This window comes from Paracoccus jeotgali (genome assembly GCF_002865605.1).
GTDB lineage: Bacteria > Pseudomonadota > Alphaproteobacteria > Rhodobacterales > Rhodobacteraceae > Paracoccus > Paracoccus jeotgali.
In genome coordinates this window covers 2,755,825-2,771,520 of the sequence record NZ_CP025583.1, presented here as the reverse complement: position 1 = coordinate 2,771,520, position 15,696 = coordinate 2,755,825, and the positions used below count along the sequence as shown (strand labels likewise).

General features: G+C 67.5%; 17 protein-coding genes. 7 read left to right on the top strand and 10 right to left on the bottom strand.

The genetic code is table 11. From position 1 onward, the window contains the following. Window positions 1–122: 122 nt before the first annotated feature. Window positions 123–1,028 (top strand): LysR substrate-binding domain-containing protein, encoded by a 906-nt coding sequence (locus CYR75_RS13330; protein ID WP_101500486.1) that lies wholly within the window; start codon window positions 123–125, stop codon window positions 1,026–1,028. Window positions 1,029–1,141: 113 nt separating this feature from the next. Continuing rightward, a complete protein-coding gene (locus CYR75_RS13325; RefSeq protein WP_101500485.1) occupies window positions 1,142–1,765 on the top strand; it encodes a glutathione S-transferase family protein in 624 nt (207 codons plus the stop codon). Window positions 1,766–1,952: 187 nt separating this feature from the next. Here CYR75_RS13325 and CYR75_RS13320 read toward each other — a convergent pair whose 3' ends face one another. The 4 genes from CYR75_RS13320 to CYR75_RS13305 all read right to left on the bottom strand — a co-directional run bounded on the left by CYR75_RS13320 (window position 1,953) and on the right by CYR75_RS13305 (window position 5,249). Next, the gene (locus tag CYR75_RS13320) at window positions 1,953–2,432 is read right to left on the bottom strand and encodes a VOC family protein (RefSeq protein WP_192876723.1); all 480 of its coding nucleotides are present in this window, start codon (window positions 2,430–2,432) and stop codon (window positions 1,953–1,955) included. Window positions 2,433–2,572: 140 nt separating this feature from the next. Further along, the gene (locus CYR75_RS13315; RefSeq protein ID WP_101500483.1) at window positions 2,573–3,895 is read right to left on the bottom strand and encodes a sensor histidine kinase; all 1,323 of its coding nucleotides are present in this window, start codon (window positions 3,893–3,895) and stop codon (window positions 2,573–2,575) included. After that, the gene (locus tag CYR75_RS13310) at window positions 3,892–4,563 is read right to left on the bottom strand and encodes a winged helix-turn-helix domain-containing protein (RefSeq protein ID WP_101500482.1); all 672 of its coding nucleotides are present in this window, start codon (window positions 4,561–4,563) and stop codon (window positions 3,892–3,894) included. The genes CYR75_RS13315 and CYR75_RS13310 overlap by 4 nt, the downstream gene beginning before the upstream one ends. A 59-nt stretch (window positions 4,564–4,622) precedes the next feature. After that, window positions 4,623–5,249: a PepSY domain-containing protein gene (locus CYR75_RS13305; protein ID WP_101500481.1), complete on the bottom strand. Its 627-nt coding sequence runs from the start codon at window positions 5,247–5,249 to the stop codon at window positions 4,623–4,625. Between the two features lie 339 nt (window positions 5,250–5,588). Here CYR75_RS13305 and CYR75_RS13300 point away from each other — a divergent pair, with 339 nt between their 5' ends. The 5 genes from CYR75_RS13300 (at window position 5,589) to CYR75_RS13280 (ending at window position 9,931) form a co-directional block, all read left to right on the top strand. Further along, window positions 5,589–6,344, top strand: a complete 756-nt coding sequence (locus CYR75_RS13300) for a phosphatase PAP2 family protein (protein ID WP_158644658.1) — start codon at window positions 5,589–5,591, stop codon at window positions 6,342–6,344. Window positions 6,345–6,484: 140 nt separating this feature from the next. Further along, window positions 6,485–7,549: a type III polyketide synthase gene (locus CYR75_RS13295; RefSeq protein ID WP_101500479.1), complete on the top strand. Its 1,065-nt coding sequence runs from the start codon at window positions 6,485–6,487 to the stop codon at window positions 7,547–7,549. Further along, on the top strand, window positions 7,546–8,274 hold the full coding sequence (locus CYR75_RS13290) for a methyltransferase domain-containing protein (protein WP_225972735.1): 729 nt from the start codon (window positions 7,546–7,548) through the stop codon (window positions 8,272–8,274). Before CYR75_RS13295 ends, CYR75_RS13290 begins: the two co-directional genes overlap by 4 nt. Beyond that, window positions 8,274–9,404: an NAD(P)/FAD-dependent oxidoreductase gene (locus tag CYR75_RS13285; RefSeq protein WP_101500477.1), complete on the top strand. Its 1,131-nt coding sequence runs from the start codon at window positions 8,274–8,276 to the stop codon at window positions 9,402–9,404. The genes CYR75_RS13290 and CYR75_RS13285 overlap by 1 nt, the downstream gene beginning before the upstream one ends. Before the next feature lie 227 nt (window positions 9,405–9,631). Then, a complete protein-coding gene (locus tag CYR75_RS13280; RefSeq protein ID WP_225972734.1) occupies window positions 9,632–9,931 on the top strand; it encodes a PRC-barrel domain-containing protein in 300 nt (99 codons plus the stop codon). Between the two features lie 134 nt (window positions 9,932–10,065). Here CYR75_RS13280 and CYR75_RS13275 read toward each other — a convergent pair whose 3' ends face one another. The 6 genes from CYR75_RS13275 to CYR75_RS13255 all read right to left on the bottom strand — a co-directional run bounded on the left by CYR75_RS13275 (window position 10,066) and on the right by CYR75_RS13255 (window position 15,637). Further along, window positions 10,066–10,704: a hypothetical protein gene (locus CYR75_RS13275; RefSeq protein WP_101500475.1), complete on the bottom strand. Its 639-nt coding sequence runs from the start codon at window positions 10,702–10,704 to the stop codon at window positions 10,066–10,068. 282 nt (window positions 10,705–10,986) lie between these two features. Continuing rightward, a complete protein-coding gene (locus tag CYR75_RS13270) occupies window positions 10,987–11,574 on the bottom strand; it encodes a DUF2231 domain-containing protein (RefSeq protein WP_101500474.1) in 588 nt (195 codons plus the stop codon). 173 nt (window positions 11,575–11,747) lie between these two features. After that, on the bottom strand, window positions 11,748–13,100 hold the full coding sequence (locus CYR75_RS13265) for a cytochrome c (RefSeq protein ID WP_101500473.1): 1,353 nt from the start codon (window positions 13,098–13,100) through the stop codon (window positions 11,748–11,750). Window positions 13,101–13,106: 6 nt separating this feature from the next. Beyond that, window positions 13,107–14,300: a GMC family oxidoreductase gene (locus tag CYR75_RS13260; RefSeq protein WP_225972733.1), complete on the bottom strand. Its 1,194-nt coding sequence runs from the start codon at window positions 14,298–14,300 to the stop codon at window positions 13,107–13,109. Between the two features lie 60 nt (window positions 14,301–14,360). After that, complete coding sequence (locus tag CYR75_RS16465) at window positions 14,361–14,864, bottom strand: GMC family oxidoreductase (RefSeq protein ID WP_225972732.1); 504 nt, start codon at window positions 14,862–14,864, stop codon at window positions 14,361–14,363. A gap of 11 nt (window positions 14,865–14,875) precedes the next feature. Beyond that, a complete protein-coding gene (locus CYR75_RS13255) occupies window positions 14,876–15,637 on the bottom strand; it encodes a gluconate 2-dehydrogenase subunit 3 family protein (protein WP_225972731.1) in 762 nt (253 codons plus the stop codon). Window positions 15,638–15,696 lie beyond the last annotated feature (59 nt).

Below are 15,696 nucleotides of genomic sequence, written 5' to 3'. Positions count from 1 at the left end.
AAGTGTCATGACCGAACTGTTGGCTGTGACAGTAGCCGCCGGCGGGGATGCTGGATAATGTTATTTCTCTACATATCCATACGCATCTGGTATACTCCCCCGGACCGGCACGGAGACGCATCGTGGTAAGACCATTGAATTTCAGCCAGATTCAGGCGTTCAAGGCGGTGATGGAGACGGGGACCACCACCAGCGCCGCTTCGCTTCTGAACACCACGCAGCCCTCGATCAGCCGCAAGCTGTCCGATTTTCAGCGCGCGACCCGGCTGAAACTGTTTGAGCATCATCGAGGCAGACTGCGCCCGACGCGGGAAGGGCAGCAGCTTTACGAATCGTTGCGGCGGCATTTCGAAGGACTGGAAAAGATCGAAACGGCAGTCGGCGTTCTGCGGAAATCGGGCGCGGGGGTGCTGCGGGTCGGCAGCACGCCCACGCTCGCCTCTGGTCTGCTGCCACGGGTGTTCAAGCGGTTTCTGGACCAGTTTCCCGGCACCTTCGTCGGCCTTCAGACCCTGCCGACCGATCAGCTGGCCGAGCTTCTGGTGCAGAACCTGATCGATCTGGCCGTGACCACGGGCAAGGTCGACCCGTCAAAGTTCGAAAGCCTTGTCATCGCCACGACCTCTGCCGTCTGCATCGTTCCGCCAGACCATCCGCTGGCGCAGCAGGACTGGGTTAGTCTGGAAGATCTGACCGAACACCGGATGATCCTGCTGAACGATTCCGACGATATGGTCATCCGGTTGCGAGAGTTCCTGCGCCGGCTGGGCGCGCCGGAAAATACCGCCATCGAGACCAATTCCTCGATCACGATCTGCGCGCTGGTGGCGTCAGGCGTGGGGGTCGGGGTGGTCAACCCGTTCATCGCGAACGCCATGTCGCAGGATCTGATCATCAAGGAACTGCGGCCGTCGATCCGGGTCGATGTCTCGCTCGTCCGCCCGCTGTCGCTGGCGCCCTCGCTTCTGGGCGACGCGTTCACCAAAATGCTGGTCGAAATGATCGACCCGGACGAGCGAATCGTGTAGGTTCGGACGCAGAGCTGATGCGCGTTCGCAGCGGCTGGTAGCCGCGCAAGCCGGCGGCGGGCGACGTCATCGCGCCGGTGCTTGCTGCCATAGCTTTGTCAGGCGAGGTCCAGATGGCCGATTACACGCTGTTCTTCAATCCGATGAGCCGGGCGCAGATCGCGCGATGGGCGCTGCATGAGGCGCAGGCGGATTACCATCCGGTCATGGTCCCGTGGCAGGACAAGCCCGAGGCGCTGATCCGCGCCAACCCGATGGGCAAGGTGCCGACGCTCATCCACCACCATTCGGACGGCGACCGGGTCGTCACCGAGGCGGCCGCGATCTGCCATTACCTCGCCGAGGCCGAGAGGCCGGAACTGCTGCCCAGCGACGCCGAGAAAGCCGATTATTTCCGCTGGCTCTTCTTTGCCGCCGGCCCGTTGGAGCAGGCGATCACCGCCCGCGCGATGGGGTGGGCGGTTGCCGAGAAACAGCAGATCATGGTCGGATTCGGCAGCTATGATCGGACGGTGGCCGCGCTTGAGAACTGGTTCCAGACTCACGACCACGTCTGCGGTGCGCGCTTTACCATGGCGGACGTCTATGTCGGCAGCGCGGTGGTTTGGGGGCTTCAGTTCAAGACATTGCCCGAGCGCGACGCCCTCACCGCCTACCGCGCCCGCCTGGTCGAACGCCCGGCCTACAAGGCGGCAAAAGCGATCGACGAAGAGCTGCTCGCGCAGATGCCGCGCTGAGGGCAGCGAATGGCGCGGCGGGCGCAGCCGGTCTGTCGGCGGGATGAACGGTGCTGAAGCGTCGTCCGATGGCGACTTCCGCGCTGCCCTCAGCCCTCAGGGCGAGACGGATCGTTCACCGGGTTCGATCTAGCCATGGCTCCAGCCTAGGGCTGCCACCTCTACGCCGTCCGAACCGGCTGCCGCGTCACCCGCGCCTTGCGGCGTCGATAGCGGCCACGTCGATCTTCCGCATCGTCATCATCGCCGCAAAGGCGCGGCGCGCTTCCTCACCACCCGCCGCCAGTGCCTCGGTCAGGGTGCGCGGCGTGATCTGCCAGTTGACGCCCCATTTGTCCTTGCACCAGCCGCACTCGCTCTCGCGCCCGCCATTGCCGATAATGGCGTTCCAGTAGCGGTCGGTTTCCTGCTGCGTGTCGGTCGCGATCTGGAACGAGAAGGCCTCGCTATGCGGAAAGATCGGCCCGCCGTTCAGGCCGATGCAAGGGATGCCCGCCACAGTGAAGTGAACCACCAGCACCTCGCCCGCCTTGTTGCCGGGGTTGTCCATGGGCGAGCGGTGGATGGCACCGACATGGCTGTCGGGGAAGGTGGCGGCATAGAAGCGCGCGGCCGCCTCGGCCTCGGTGTCATACCAGATGCAGACGGTGTTGCGGGGAATGGTGATCGGGGTCTCCATCAGCGGTCGGGCCGCAGGCTATCTTGATACCAAACCAACCTGAGTCGCGCAATTAGCCACCGCAGCCGGGGCTGGCAAAGCTCATCCAGACGCGGCCTGACCTGCAAGGCCCGGGCGACGGATCGCGCTCATAACCGCGCCCCATCGAACCGCACCGTCGCCCGCAGGCCGGGGTCATGATCGGACAGCTCCAGCGTGCCGCCATGCAGCTTGACGATGGCGTCGACCAGCGACAGCCCCAAGCCGTGGCCGGGGGTCGAGCGGCTGCGGTCCAGCCGATACAGGCGGCGCCTCACCGACTGCCGCTCGCTGTCCGGGATGCCGGGGCCGCGGTCGGCGATGGTCAGGGTGGCGCCCTCGACGGTGACGGTGACGGGGCCGGGCGGGGTGTGGCGCAGCGCGTTTTCGAGCAGGTTGGCGATGACCTGCCCCAGCAGCGTGCGGTCGCCCCTGATCGTCGCCGGATCGCGCAGGACCAGCGTCAGCCGATGCCCGCTTTCCTCCGCTGCCGGGTCATACAGATCGGCCATGGTCTGCGCCAGCGGGCCAAGCGCCACAGGCGCAAAGCGGGCGCGCGAGCCGCCGCCCTCGATCTGCGCGATGCGCAGCAGGGCCTCGAAGGTGGCGACGATGCCCTCGATCTCGGCCCCGGCGCGATCCAGCGGCGCAAGATCGGGCGAGAGCGTCCGCGCCTGGTCGAGCAGCACCGACAGCCGCTGGATCGGGGTCTTGAGGTCATGCGCGATGTCGGCCGACACCTGTCGCAAGGCGGCGACCGAGGCCTCTTGCGCCGCCGCCAGCCGGTCGATGCCCGCCCCCACGCGGCTGAGATCGTCCGGCGGGCCGTCGAATGGCGGCAGCCGTGCGGCCCAGTCGCCCGCCGTCAGCCGCGCCAGCGTCGCCTCGATCGTGGCTGAGCGGCTGGCCGCGCGCCGCGCGATCAGCATGCCGCCGGTCAGCACGATCAGCGCCGTCGGCAGCATGGCGAACAGCAGCACGCGGACAAAGACCTCGCGCAGCTCTTCCAGCGCGTCGGCATCCTGTCCGACCGTCAGCAGCCCGCCCGCGACCTCTGCGCTGCGCAGGATATAGGTGCCGTCGATGTCGTTGCCGCCATCCTCCAGCACCGCCTGACGCAGGTCGCCCGGCGGCAGCGGGCCGAGGTAGTTGCCGACCGGTCCGTTCGGCCCGTCATAGCGCAGGATCAGATGGTCTGGATCGGCGGTGGCGGCGACGGCGCGGACGGCGCGCGCGATGCCGTCGGGCTGCTGCGACGCCGAAAGCTCGGCGATTTCCTGTTCCAGAACGGTTTCCGTGGCATCCAGCAGGGTCTTGTTGCTCTGCCACCAGGCTGCGGCAAAGGTGGCGAGGCTGACCAGCACGAACAGCGCCACCAGCCGCAGCGTCAGCCGCATCGGCGTGGTGCGCCAGATCGCGCGCCAGCGGTTCATGCGTCGATCCGATAGCCCGCGCCGCGCACGGTCTGGATCAGCTCGGTCGCAAAGGGCTTGTCGATCTTGGCCCGCAGCCGCGAGATATGGCTTTCGACCACATTCGTCTGCGGATCGAAGCCCAGATCCCACACCGCCTCGAGCAGCATGGTCCGGGTCTGCACCCGCCCCTTGCGGCGCAGCAGACATTCCAGCAGCGCGAATTCCCGCGGCAGCAGGTCGATCTCGACGTCGCCCCGGCTGACGCGGCGCCGGATCAGGTCCATGCGCAGATCGCCGGCGGCCAGCACCACCTCGGCCTCGCGCAGCTGCGGTCGGCGGGCGAGCGCGTTGATCCGCGCCGACAACTCGCCAAAGGCGAAGGGCTTGACCAGATAGTCGTCACCGCCGGCGTTCAGCCCCTCGATCCGGTCGTCGATGCCGCCAAGCGCGGTCAGGAACAGGGCCGGGGTCAGGTTCCTTGCCGCGCGCAGCGTGCGCACCAGCGACAACCCGTCGAGATCGGGCAGCATCCGGTCGACCACCAGCACGTCGAAATCGCTGGTCTGCGCCGCGATCAGCCCGTCGCGGCCATTGCGGCACAGATCGGCGGTATGCCCCTCTTGCCTCAGCCCCTGCAGGATATAGTCGCCGGTGGTGGGGTCGTCCTCGATCACCAGGATACGCATGGTCCCTCGCCTGTTCAGCCGGCCCCCTTGGGGACCGGCGGTTGTTCCGTGTTCGCGCGTCAGCCGCCAGAGCCGGCGGGACCGGCGCCGCCGCCCGGGGCGGTCTGGCCCATGTTTGCGCCCTCGGCAGCCGCTTCGCCAGCCTCGTCCTCATCCTGCCCTGCGGTCAGCGGGGTCAGGGTGCCACCGGCGGGGTCCATCATGAACTCCTGCAGGCTGCCATCGGGTTTGACGATCTCGACCTCGATCCCGGCCAGTTTGCCGTGTTCATAGTCGATGGACATGACCTTGCCGCCGCCGGCGGCCTCGGCTTTCGTCACCAGATCGGCCAGCGGCGCGCCCAGCATGTCGGGCGTGACCGGCTGATCCTTGTCGGCGATGTCGCCCTTATCCTTGGTCTTGACCACCGCCCCGGTCGTGGCGTCGATCTTGACCTCGGCGCGGCGGGTGCCGGCGACGGTCTCGACCTCCCACATGCCGGTGCCGTCGTCTTCGTCGAACTCGGCCTCGACGGCCTTGCCGCCGGTGGCGTCCTCGGCGGTCGCGATGGCGGCGCGCATGTCATGGGCTGCGTTCTGGAACAGGGTGATTTCCTGCTGGTCGCTGTCGGCGAAGGCGGCGCCTGCGGACAGGGCGGCGGTCGAGACGAGGGCTGCGGCCAGAAGCGTGATGGGTCTGCGTGTCATGGGTCGGTTTCCTTTTGCTGCGGCGGGCGTCCTGCCTGCCGGTGAATTGAAGATGGCGATGCAGTCTGACGGACAGATCGCCGCGGGATTACCTGTGTGTAAGGTTCCCGCGAGGCCGGTGTGGGGACGGGCGATATGGGTCAGGCGCCAACTGCCCCACCGGCCGCCGGTCCGATCCGTCCGTGCAGAACACGGATACCGCCATGCGCCCCGCCTGACGGCGCGCCTGCGCGCATCGCACCCCCCGACATTACAGAAAAATAATCTGCCCCCGAGCCGCCCGTCATCTGCCGGGCGCAGACCAGCGGCATGGCGGGACCCGCCGCTGATGAGGATCTTATGCCCACCCACCTGCTCGCCCGACGCATGATCGAAACCGCCCTGCTGGGGCTACTGGCCGCTGCCCTGTTCTTCGCCCTGTTCCCCGGCGCCGATCTGGCCGCGAGCCATCTGTTCGGCGATGCCGCGGGCTTTCCCATTGCCCACGACCCGCCCTGGATCGCGCTGCGCTATGCGTTTATCGCGACCAGCGATGGTGCCATCCTCGGGCTCGCGCTTGTGCTGATCCGCAACCTGCTCAAGCCAGCGTCGCCGCTGCTGACGAACGCCGAGATCGGGTTCGCCCTGCTCGCTTACACGCTGGGGCCGGGGCTAGTCGCGAATGGCATCTTCAAGACCTTCTGGGGCCGCGCCCGCCCGCGCGAGATCGTAGAGTTCGGCGGCCACCACCTGTTCTCATCGCCGCTGCTGCCCTCGCACGAGTGCCTGTCGAATTGCAGCTTCGTCTCGGGCGAGGGCAGCGCGGTGACCTGCGTGGCGCTGATCGCGGTGCTGCTGCTATGGCCCCGCTGCGGCTGGCGCGGTCGCCTTGCGGTTGTCACCGCTGCGAGCCTTTACGCGGCCTTTGGCTCGATCCTGCGGATCGCCTTTGGCGGCCATTTCCTAAGCGACATCATCTTTGCCGCGCTGCTGATGGGCGTTGTCGTGCCCGCGATCTATCTCGGCGTCTTGCACGTCTCGGGAGGCCAGCGCGTCGATGGGGCAACCACCGCGCGACAAAGAAGACGCGCCCGACCCTTGCCCGCCGTCCGCTGACAGGCTGGACCGAGGTCATAACTCCGTGAAAACGCCGCCGAAGGCGGAGCGATCCGGGCGCTGGCGCGTTGACGCCTTCCCACGCCCGACCCGAGGTTTCCCCGCATCGCCCTTTCCTTTCCCTGCACGAGACGAGGCCCATGGACGTTTTTCTGAACCGCGTATCGACTGCCGTTCCCGCGAATGACGTCCATCAGACCTTCATCGATTTCGCCCAAGGGCTGCTCGACGACCGCAGCCTGCCGGTCTTCAAGCGGCTGGTCCAGCGAAGCCAGATCGAGCATCGCTGGTCGGTTCTGACCCCTGCCGGTGGGGATCGGCCGGATGCGGTGGACGCGGAAGGCATCTACCAACAGGGCGCGTTCCCCTCGACCGGCGCGCGGATGCGGCTGTTCGAGCGTTTCGCGGCGGATCTGGCGGTCGAGGCCGTGGCCGGGCTGGAACTGGGCGCGCGGGCAAGCGAAGTCACCCATGTCATCGCCGTCTCCTGCACCGGGCTGTCGGCGCCGGGGCTTGACCTGCAACTGGTCGAACGCTGCGGCCTCGACCCCTCGGTCGAGCGCACGGTGATCGGCTTCATGGGCTGCTATGCGGCGATCAACGCGCTGAAGCTGGCCCGGCACATCGTGCGGTCCGAGCCCAATTCGCGGGTGCTGGTCGTCTGCGTCGAGCTGTGCACCCTGCACCTGCAGCAGACCGGCAATCTTGAACAGGTGCTGAGCTTTCTGGTCTTTGGCGATGGCTGTGCCGCCGCCCTGATCTCGGCCGAGCCGACGGGTCTCAGCCTCGACCGGTTCCACGCCGCGCTGCTGCCCGAAGCGGGTCAGCAGATCACCTGGACCGTGGGCGATCAGGGGTTCGACATGTTCCTGTCCGGGCAGGTGCCGGCCTCGGTCGCCACGGCGCTGCGGCTGGACCGCGACCGAATTTTGGACGGTGCGACCGTGGCAGAGATCGACCTGTGGGCGGTGCATCCGGGCGGGCGCTCGGTCCTCGATGCGGTGCAGGCGGCGCTTGAGCTTGACCCGGCAGCGCTGGCGGAGTCGCGCGAGGTCTTGCGGCGCTTCGGCAACATGTCGTCGGCGACGATCCTCTTCGTTCTCGACCGGATCATGGACCGCGCGCGGCCGGGCCAGCGCGGCTGCGCCATGGCCTTCGGCCCCGGCCTGACGGCCGAGACGCTGCTGTTCACTGCAGCCGGGTGAGGCGTCAGATGGCCCGCGACCTGTCCCGCCGCTCGACCGAACCCGAGTTGATGGACGCCGACGACGTCGATTACCAGACCTTTCGCGGCTGCCTGCGCGATCTGGCGCGGGTCAACCGGCTGTCGCTCGGCTATCGGCCGACGCTGTCCTTCCTCGACGCGCTGCGACAGGCGGGACGCCTGCAGGTCGACCGCTCGCTGCGGATTCTGGACGTGGGCAGCGGCTATGGCGATCTGCTGCGCGCGGTCGAGGGATGGGCGGCGCGCAAGGGCGTGGCGGTCGAGCTGACGGGCCTCGACCTCAGCCCCTGGTCGGCCCGTGCCGCGCAAGAGGCGCGCCCGGACAGCGCGATCCGCTGGCAGACCGGCGACGTCTTCGACCATCCGGGGCGGGCGGATGTCATCGTCAGCTCTCTCTTCACGCACCATCTGGCGGATGCAGATGTGATCCGCTTTCTGCGCTGGCTGGAGGATCGGGCGGCCATCGGCTGGTTCGTCAATGACCTGCACCGCCACCCCGTCTCGCATCGCGGTTTCGGGCCGCTGGCGGCCGCGCTGCGCCTGCACCTCTTCGTGCGCCATGACGGCCCGGTTTCCATCGCCCGCAGCTTTGTCGCCGAGGATTGGCGCGCCCTGATCCGGGCAGCCGAAATACCGCTCGACAGCGTCCAGATCCGCCGCTGGTTCCCCTTTCGCCTCTGCGTCAGCCGGATCAGGCCGGTCTGATGCCGCAGGTCCTGATCATCGGTGGCGGGCTGGCCGGCGCGGCGGCGGCGACATGGCTCGCCCGCGACGGGCACGAGGTGCAATTGCTGGAACGCGAGCGCGGGCCGCACGACAAGGTCTGCGGCGAATTCCTCAGCTTCGAGGCGCAGGATGAGCTGCGTGCGCTGGGTATAGACCTCGCCGCACTTGGCGCCGTGCCCATCGAGACGGTCGCGGTGGAGCGGCGGCAATCGCGAGGCGCGACCCCGCTCGCCTTCACCGGTCTCAGCCTGTCCCGCCGGGTGCTGGACGAGGCGGTGCTCGCCGGTGCCGCAGCGGCGGGCGCCCGCATCCAGCGCGGCATTCGCGCCACGACGCTGCGGCGGTCCGGCGCGGGTTGGAAGGTCGGCACCGATGCGGGCGAGACGCTGTGGGCGCCCGACCTGTTTCTGGCCACCGGCAAGCACGATCTGCGCGGCTGGCGGCGACCGCCGGGGCCGCAGCCGGACATGATCGGGTTCAAGATGTATTGGCGCTTGGCCGACTCGCGCAGCCTCGAACGCACCGTCGAGCTGCATCTTTTCCCCTCGGGCTATGCCGGTCTGCAGATGGTCGAGGGCGACCGCGCCAATCTGTGCCTCGTCATCCACAAGGCGGCCTTCACGGCGATGGGTGGCCGGTGGGAGGCGCTGCTGGCCCATCTTCGCGAAACCTGCCCCGGCCTCGCGGCCCGGCTGAGCGGTGCCACGCCCTGGCACGCCCGGCCCCTCGCCATCGCCGCCATCCCCTATGGTCTCGTGCAGCGGCAAAGCGAGGGGGTGTGGCGGCTGGGCGATCAGGCCGCGGTCATCCCCTCCTTCACCGGCGAGGGCATGTCCCTCGCCCTTCACAGCGCGCGTCAGGCGGCGACGTTCTTCACGGCCGGGCGCAGGGCCGAGGCGTATCAGCAGCGCCTCGCCCGCGACCTATCCGGGCAGGTGCGCCGCAGCACGCTGCTGTCGCGGGCACTGGTGGCGCCGTTCCCACAAGCCGCCATCGGGGGGATGCTGCACCCGACGCTGATGCGCTGGATGCTGCGCGCGACCCGCATTCCGGCAGGGGCGCGGACGGGCGGAAAGGCCGGGATGCTGTCGCCGCGTGGGTCCGGTTGACGTGGGAGGGTGGGAGCGGCGTGCGCTCCTCGCCGTCGTGTTAACCGGCTGGCCGTGTCGCGATCGGATTCATTGACGCCTCGCCAAAGGCTGCGCGGATCAGCGCAGCTTTCAGCCGCAGAGGCAGCCACCGCCGCTGCCCCGGAGCCCGCATTCACTGCGGGAACGGAACGCAGAACGCCCGCCGCCCGTTGATCGAGCGACAGCAACCAGAATTTCAGGAGAACATGATGGATCATTCCAAGCATACGCCCCTTCGCCCCGAAGAGCTGACCTCGGCCAATCTGGAAGGCGCCAATGTCTATGGCCCGGACGATAGCCATATCGGCGACGTCTCGCATTTCCACGGCACCGGCCCGTCGGCACAGGTCGTGGTCGACGTCGGCGGCTTCCTCGGGATCGGCGCGAAGCCGGTGGCGCTTCCGGTCGCGAACCTCAACTTCATGCGCGACGAGAGCGGCAACGTCCACGCCACCACCACGATGACCAAGGACCAGCTGACGGATCTGCCGGAGCATCGGCATTAAGGTTCAGCTCTTAGTCACCTTTGCGAGGCGGTGGCGCAGACGCCACCGCCCTCTGCTTTGGACTGATCTTCCGGGAAATCTCCCGACGCGGGTATTGTGACGACGCCGAGAGTCGCCGCCATCCCGTCCCTTGATCAGCTCTCCGCCTTCCGCAGTTCTCCGCAGGCGATCGGCAGCGTTACATGCGCGGGCACGTCGCCGAGCGATTGGGCGGTATCCGGCAGTTGGCTGTCCTCGGCGACGCCATGCAGGAACACGACGCGGCGCTCGAAATCGAGTTCCTGACCAGGGAATGCCTCGCTGAACGCCGCGGTGAGGTCGGCGAGCGGGACGCTTTGTTCATAGTGATAGGTGCCGTCGTCCGCCGCCACCGGATAGCTGTCGGAGACGATGGCCATGCTGACCGGATCGTCATGGAAGGGGACCATGGTCGTCCCGGCGAGTGCTTCGGTTTCGATCAGGTCGATGACGCCGTCGCCATTGGCATCAGCCTCGGGTGACGGGCAGCGGGATGCGTCGTCGCCCTCGGTGAAGCCGTGGAAATGCTGGAGGTGCATGATTCCGGGCGGCATCCCCGTGGCGTCCACCGTGATGGTCAACGTGTCGCCCGAGACCGCCAGAGTCGCGGTGCCGCCAGCCTCGCCGCCGGCCGCCTCGGCGTTGAGGGGCGCGAGATCGGCTCGCCAGGTGCCGTCGCTCTGCTGGGCCATGCCGGCCCCGCCAAGGGCCACCAGCGCTGCGGCCGTGCCAAGGATTGTCGTGAGGGGTCTCATATCGTCTCTCCTTCTCGATGGGCGCCGGGTCATGACAGGGAGGCTGGCCGCTACCGGCGCTCTGCGGCCGGGCCGGATCGGATGCGCCGGGCGGGATCTGGTCCCATGCCGACTGGCCTCGACTGCGAGGCGCTGATCCGGTTTCCAATTGGTGCATCAACGAAACCCGAAGATCGTGCGGATGGTTCCTGAATTGGAGGAATCGAAGCCGCTCGCCCAGGGTCGGGGAAATGCCTCTCCGCGTCACGCGCGGCGCCGACAATCAGCGGCCCACCCATGCGTTCAACTTGTCGGGTTCTGCTTTCCCGCGATGGAGGGCACCAGATACCCCTCGCCGACCTCGTCGATCAGGTGGCCGAGGCCGGCCTGCAGATCCTCTGCCGCCGCCTCGATGAAGCGGCCCGGGCTTTGCGGGCCGAACGTGGGCGCGTCCTCGCGGTAGACGCCGCCTGCGGGGCCGACGCCGACGCCGGTTTCATAGACCAGCTGGCCACCCAGATAGGCGGTGTAGGCCAGCGTTCCCAGGGCAGCGACGCCGGTTGCGAGATAGCCTGCGCCGGGGCGATCGTTGTTCGCGCGCCAGAACGCCATGCAGGTGGCGGCCAATGTCACCACAGCGTTCAGGTTCCGGTGCGTCATCAGCTTGTCGCGGGCGGGGCCTTCGACATTGACCTCTTCACCCGCGATCAGGCCGGTGACGGCGGCGGCGACCGTGCCGGCGGCGGCCACGGCGATCGCGCCGCGGCCGAAGCTGCGCAGCGAGGGGTTATCGGTCAGCGACCCCAGCAGGTCCGCACCCACCGCCAGGGGCAGCGTGGCGATGGGAAAGTGGACAACGGCGGGGTGCATCTGTTCAAGCCGGATGGCCATGATTTCCTCCTTACCGACCGGCGCCTGTTCTGATCCGGGGTCACGCGCTGCGACGGTCGGAAAGCTCGCGCGAGACCCGGCCGCCACCGGGCCAAGTCCGGACGGCGGAAGATGCGGCGCGAGCGCGCCAGCTGCCGACCTGCGCCCAAGGCAGGTCGGCAATCTGCGCGGCGTCACTCGCCGCGCGACTCCGACACCGCTTCGGCCGTGATCGGGCTGGCCGCGTTCGACCAAGCCGTGCGGACAAAGCTGGCAAGCGCCGCAATTTCCTCGTCATTCAGCCTGTCGGCAAAGCCCGGCATGGCGAGTTTCAGCGGCGCGCCTGCGGTCGAGGGCATGGTGTCGCCATGCAGGATCATCTGAAGCAGCCCCTCGGTCGCGTCCGAGGTGACGACGGGATTGGCGTCGAGTTCCGGAATGACCCGCGGCGCACCCTTGCCGTCGATCAGGTGGCAGGCAGAGCAGTTGTCGAGATACAGCCTCGCCCCCAGATCCAGCGCGGCCGGATCGGCCGAGGCCAGCAGCGCTGCCGTCTCTCCCTCTGCGGCGGCGGTCCACATGCGTTCGGCGGTGGTGTCGGGCAGCGGCGGCGGCTCGTCCCCGCCACCATTCGGCGCCAGATGACGCAGATAGGTGACGATGGCGTTGATGTCGCTGTCGGGAAGGTGCTGCAGCGAATGCTCTGTCACCAGCGTCATCTCGCCGGCGGTGGCGTTGTGATCGTTGCGGCCGTCCTGCAGATAGGCCCGCAGGTTCTCGGCCGACCAGCGCGCGGGCGCACCATCCGGGCCGCGCAAGGCGGGTGCCGGCCAGCCATTCAGATCGCCGCCCATCAGGAAGTCGGCGTCGGCGGCGGAATAGCCTTTTTCGATATAGAAGATGTTGCGCTCGGTATGGCAGGCGCCGCAATGTTCGGGGCCTTCGACCAGATAGGCACCGCGCGCAAGAACCGGGTCGTCGGGCGGCTGAAAGCCGGGTTTCGGCAGGGCCAGCCATTTCCACGCCCGGACGCCGAAGCGCATGTTGAACGGGAAGGTCATCTGCACCTCGCGCTCGGGCGCGTTCACCGGCTGCACGTTGTCCATCAGGTAGCGATAGATCGCCTCGACGTCGCGCTCTGCCAGCTTGCGGAAACTGGCGTAGGGCATCGCGGGATACAGGTGTGCGCCGTCCGCGCGGATGCCGTCCACCAGCGCGGCGCGGAACTGGTCGAGGCTATAGTCACCGATCCCCGTCTCGGGGTCCGGGGTGATGTTGGCGGCATAGATCACCCCCATCGGCGTCGGGAAGGCCCGCCCGCCGGCAAAGGGCTCGCCATCATCCGCCGTGTGGCAGGCGCTGCAATCGGCGGCGATGGTGGCCAGCCGGGGATAGTCCTCTGCCGGAACGTCGGGCCAGGCCATGACGTCGGGCGCCAGGGTAATCCGGTCCGCCTCGGTGGTGTTCAGCGGCCAGAAGATCAGGCCGATCACCGCCACCACGGCCAGGATGACAAGCAGTCCGAGAATGCGAAGAAAGGTTACCATAGCCGATCATCCTTCACCCATGGGACGCGGATCGCGGATGTAATCCCGCAACGCATCGGCCATCCAGTAGGTCAGGGCCCCGACCGCCCCGGTCGGGTTGAACTGGATGTTCTGCGGAAAGGCCGACGCCCCCGACACCCACACATTCGGCACGTCCCAGCTTTGCAGATAGCGATTGACCGCACTGGTCGCGGGATCGGTGCCCATGATCGCACCCCCGACATTATGCGTCGTCTGGTAAGGCCGGATGTCGTAATGGCTGTTTTCGTCCTTGTAGCTCGAATTCCAGCTGGTCGGCTGCATGGCCTCGGCCAGCGCCTCGGTCTGGCGCTTCATGAATTGGGTCATGCGGATGTCGTTCGGCTTCCAGTCGAAGGTCATGCGCAGCAGCGGCCGCCCGAAGGGGTCGCGATAGGTCGGGTCCAGATCCAGATAGCAGTCGCGATAGCTCATGTTCGAACCGTGACTGCCGATGCTGAGCGATTTTCCGTACCACTGCCCGATCGCCTGCTTCCATTCCGCCCCCCAACGCGGCGTCCCCTCTGGCAGCGGCATCGAGCGGATCGGCTGGCCGTTGGTCAGGCCGACGCTGAGATAGCTGCCGCCGATAAAGCCCTCGCGGCCGAAATCGATCTGCTCGATGCCGAAATCCATCACGCAGGTGCCCTCGATGCCGGCGCCGGCAAAGGGCTTGAACTCGGCATCGTCAAAGAAGCAGCTGGTCCCGCCCATCATCTGATAGGAATAGTTGCGTCCGACCACGCCTTCGCCCGTGGCCGGGTCGTAGGGCGTGCCGATGCCGGAATGCAGCAACAGGTGCACGTTGTGGATGGAATAGGCGCAGATCAGCACCAGATCGGCCGGCTGGAACACCTCTTCGAGGTTCTCGTCCAGATAGGTGACGCCGGTCGCGTGCTTGCCGTCCTGTGACAACTCGACCTTCATCACGTTGGAATCGGTGCGGATCTCGACATTAGGCTGGCGATAGAGCGCGTCGAGGACGCAGGTCTGCGGCGAGGCCTTGGAGTAGTTGTAGCACCCGTACCACTCGCAGAAACCGCAATAGGTGCAGGGGCCAAGCTGCATCCCGTATTCGTTGGTATAGGCCCGCGACGCGTTGCCGCCGGGACGCGGAAAGGGGTGCAGCCCCAAGCCTTCCGCCGCCTCGTGAAAGCGCCGCGACGCGCTGGCCTGCGGCAAGGGCGGCAGCGGATATTCGGCGCTGCGCGGCGCCTCAAACGGGTTGCCGCCGGGGCGGATCTAGCCATTCAGGTTTCCGGCGATGCCGGTGCAGCCGATCAGCCGCTCCCACCGGTCGAAATGGGGCTCAAGCTCGTCATAGGTGACGCCCCAGTCCTGGATCTGCATGTCCTCGGGGATGATGTCGGCGCCGAAGGTCTCGGTGACATAGCTGTGCAGGCGGAACTCGGCCGCCTCGGGCCGCCAGTTCTGGCCGTTCCAGTGGACGCCCGCGCCCCCGACCCCGTGACCCGGCAGGAACGAGCCGAGGCGACGATATGGCAGCGCCAGCTGGTCGGGCGTGTGGCGCATGGTCAGCGTGGATTCGCGCGGCCGCTGCATCAGGGTGAAATAATGCGCGTGGGTCAGTTCGTCGGTATTGATCGGATAGCGGAAGTCGGGATTGGTGCGCCGCATCGGCCCCCGCTCGAGCGCGACGATATCCAGCCCCTCTTGCGCCAGCTCCATCGCCAGGATCGAGCCGGTCCAGCCCAGCCCGATGATGACGACGTCCTTCCTTTGCATCTCTCGTGCCATTACCCCCGGTCCCCCTCGATCGACACCGGGCCCAGCGGATAGGGCATGTCGTCCCGCGCCGGATCGGTCCATTCCAGGAAATTGCCCCGCGCGCCGGGATAGCCCACATGCTTCCACGCCAGCATCTGATGGTTGCCGCCGTGCCGGGGGTCGGACAGATAGCCTTGCCGCAGGCTGGTCAGCAGAAAATCCGGGAAGTCGCGAAGCTCGGGCGGCAGGCCGGTCTTGTGGTCCATCAACTCCGTCACTGCGGCATGGCGCGCGTTTGCGTCCAGATCGACAAGTGCGCCGCCGTGATTGTCCCGGCACCAGTCATCGAAATGCTCGATCCCGCCGCGGAAGATCTGGGCCATGGTCAGGGGGGACTGGAAGCCTTGCAGCGGGTTCGCGTCGGGATAATGCGGCCCCTCCATATACCACCAGTCGGCCTGCCCCCAGAAGCTGGCAAGCTGACGGTCGATGAAGACCGGCACCCGTGCCTCCAGCGCGCCCGGCCCCTCGCCCTCAGCCGGAATGAGCGTGTCGCACAGCGCGAGCATCAGCGCCCATTCATGGGGCTGAAAGAACTGCCGCTCGACATTCTCCAGCGGCACGGCCTCGACTTCCTGCGCCGAAACGCGCGCAGCGGTCAGCGCCAGAACCGAGCCGCCCGCTGTCGCGCCAAGAAACGCCCGCCGGTCCAGCTCTCCCCATCTGTGCGCGTCGGGGTGCCGCGCCATGGGGTCTGGTTTCGACCCCTGAGGTCGATCACGATCTGCCATGTCGGGCCCTCTCGTGCTGCTGAAAATGTGATTGAACGTGATGAACGCGGGGAGGTGCG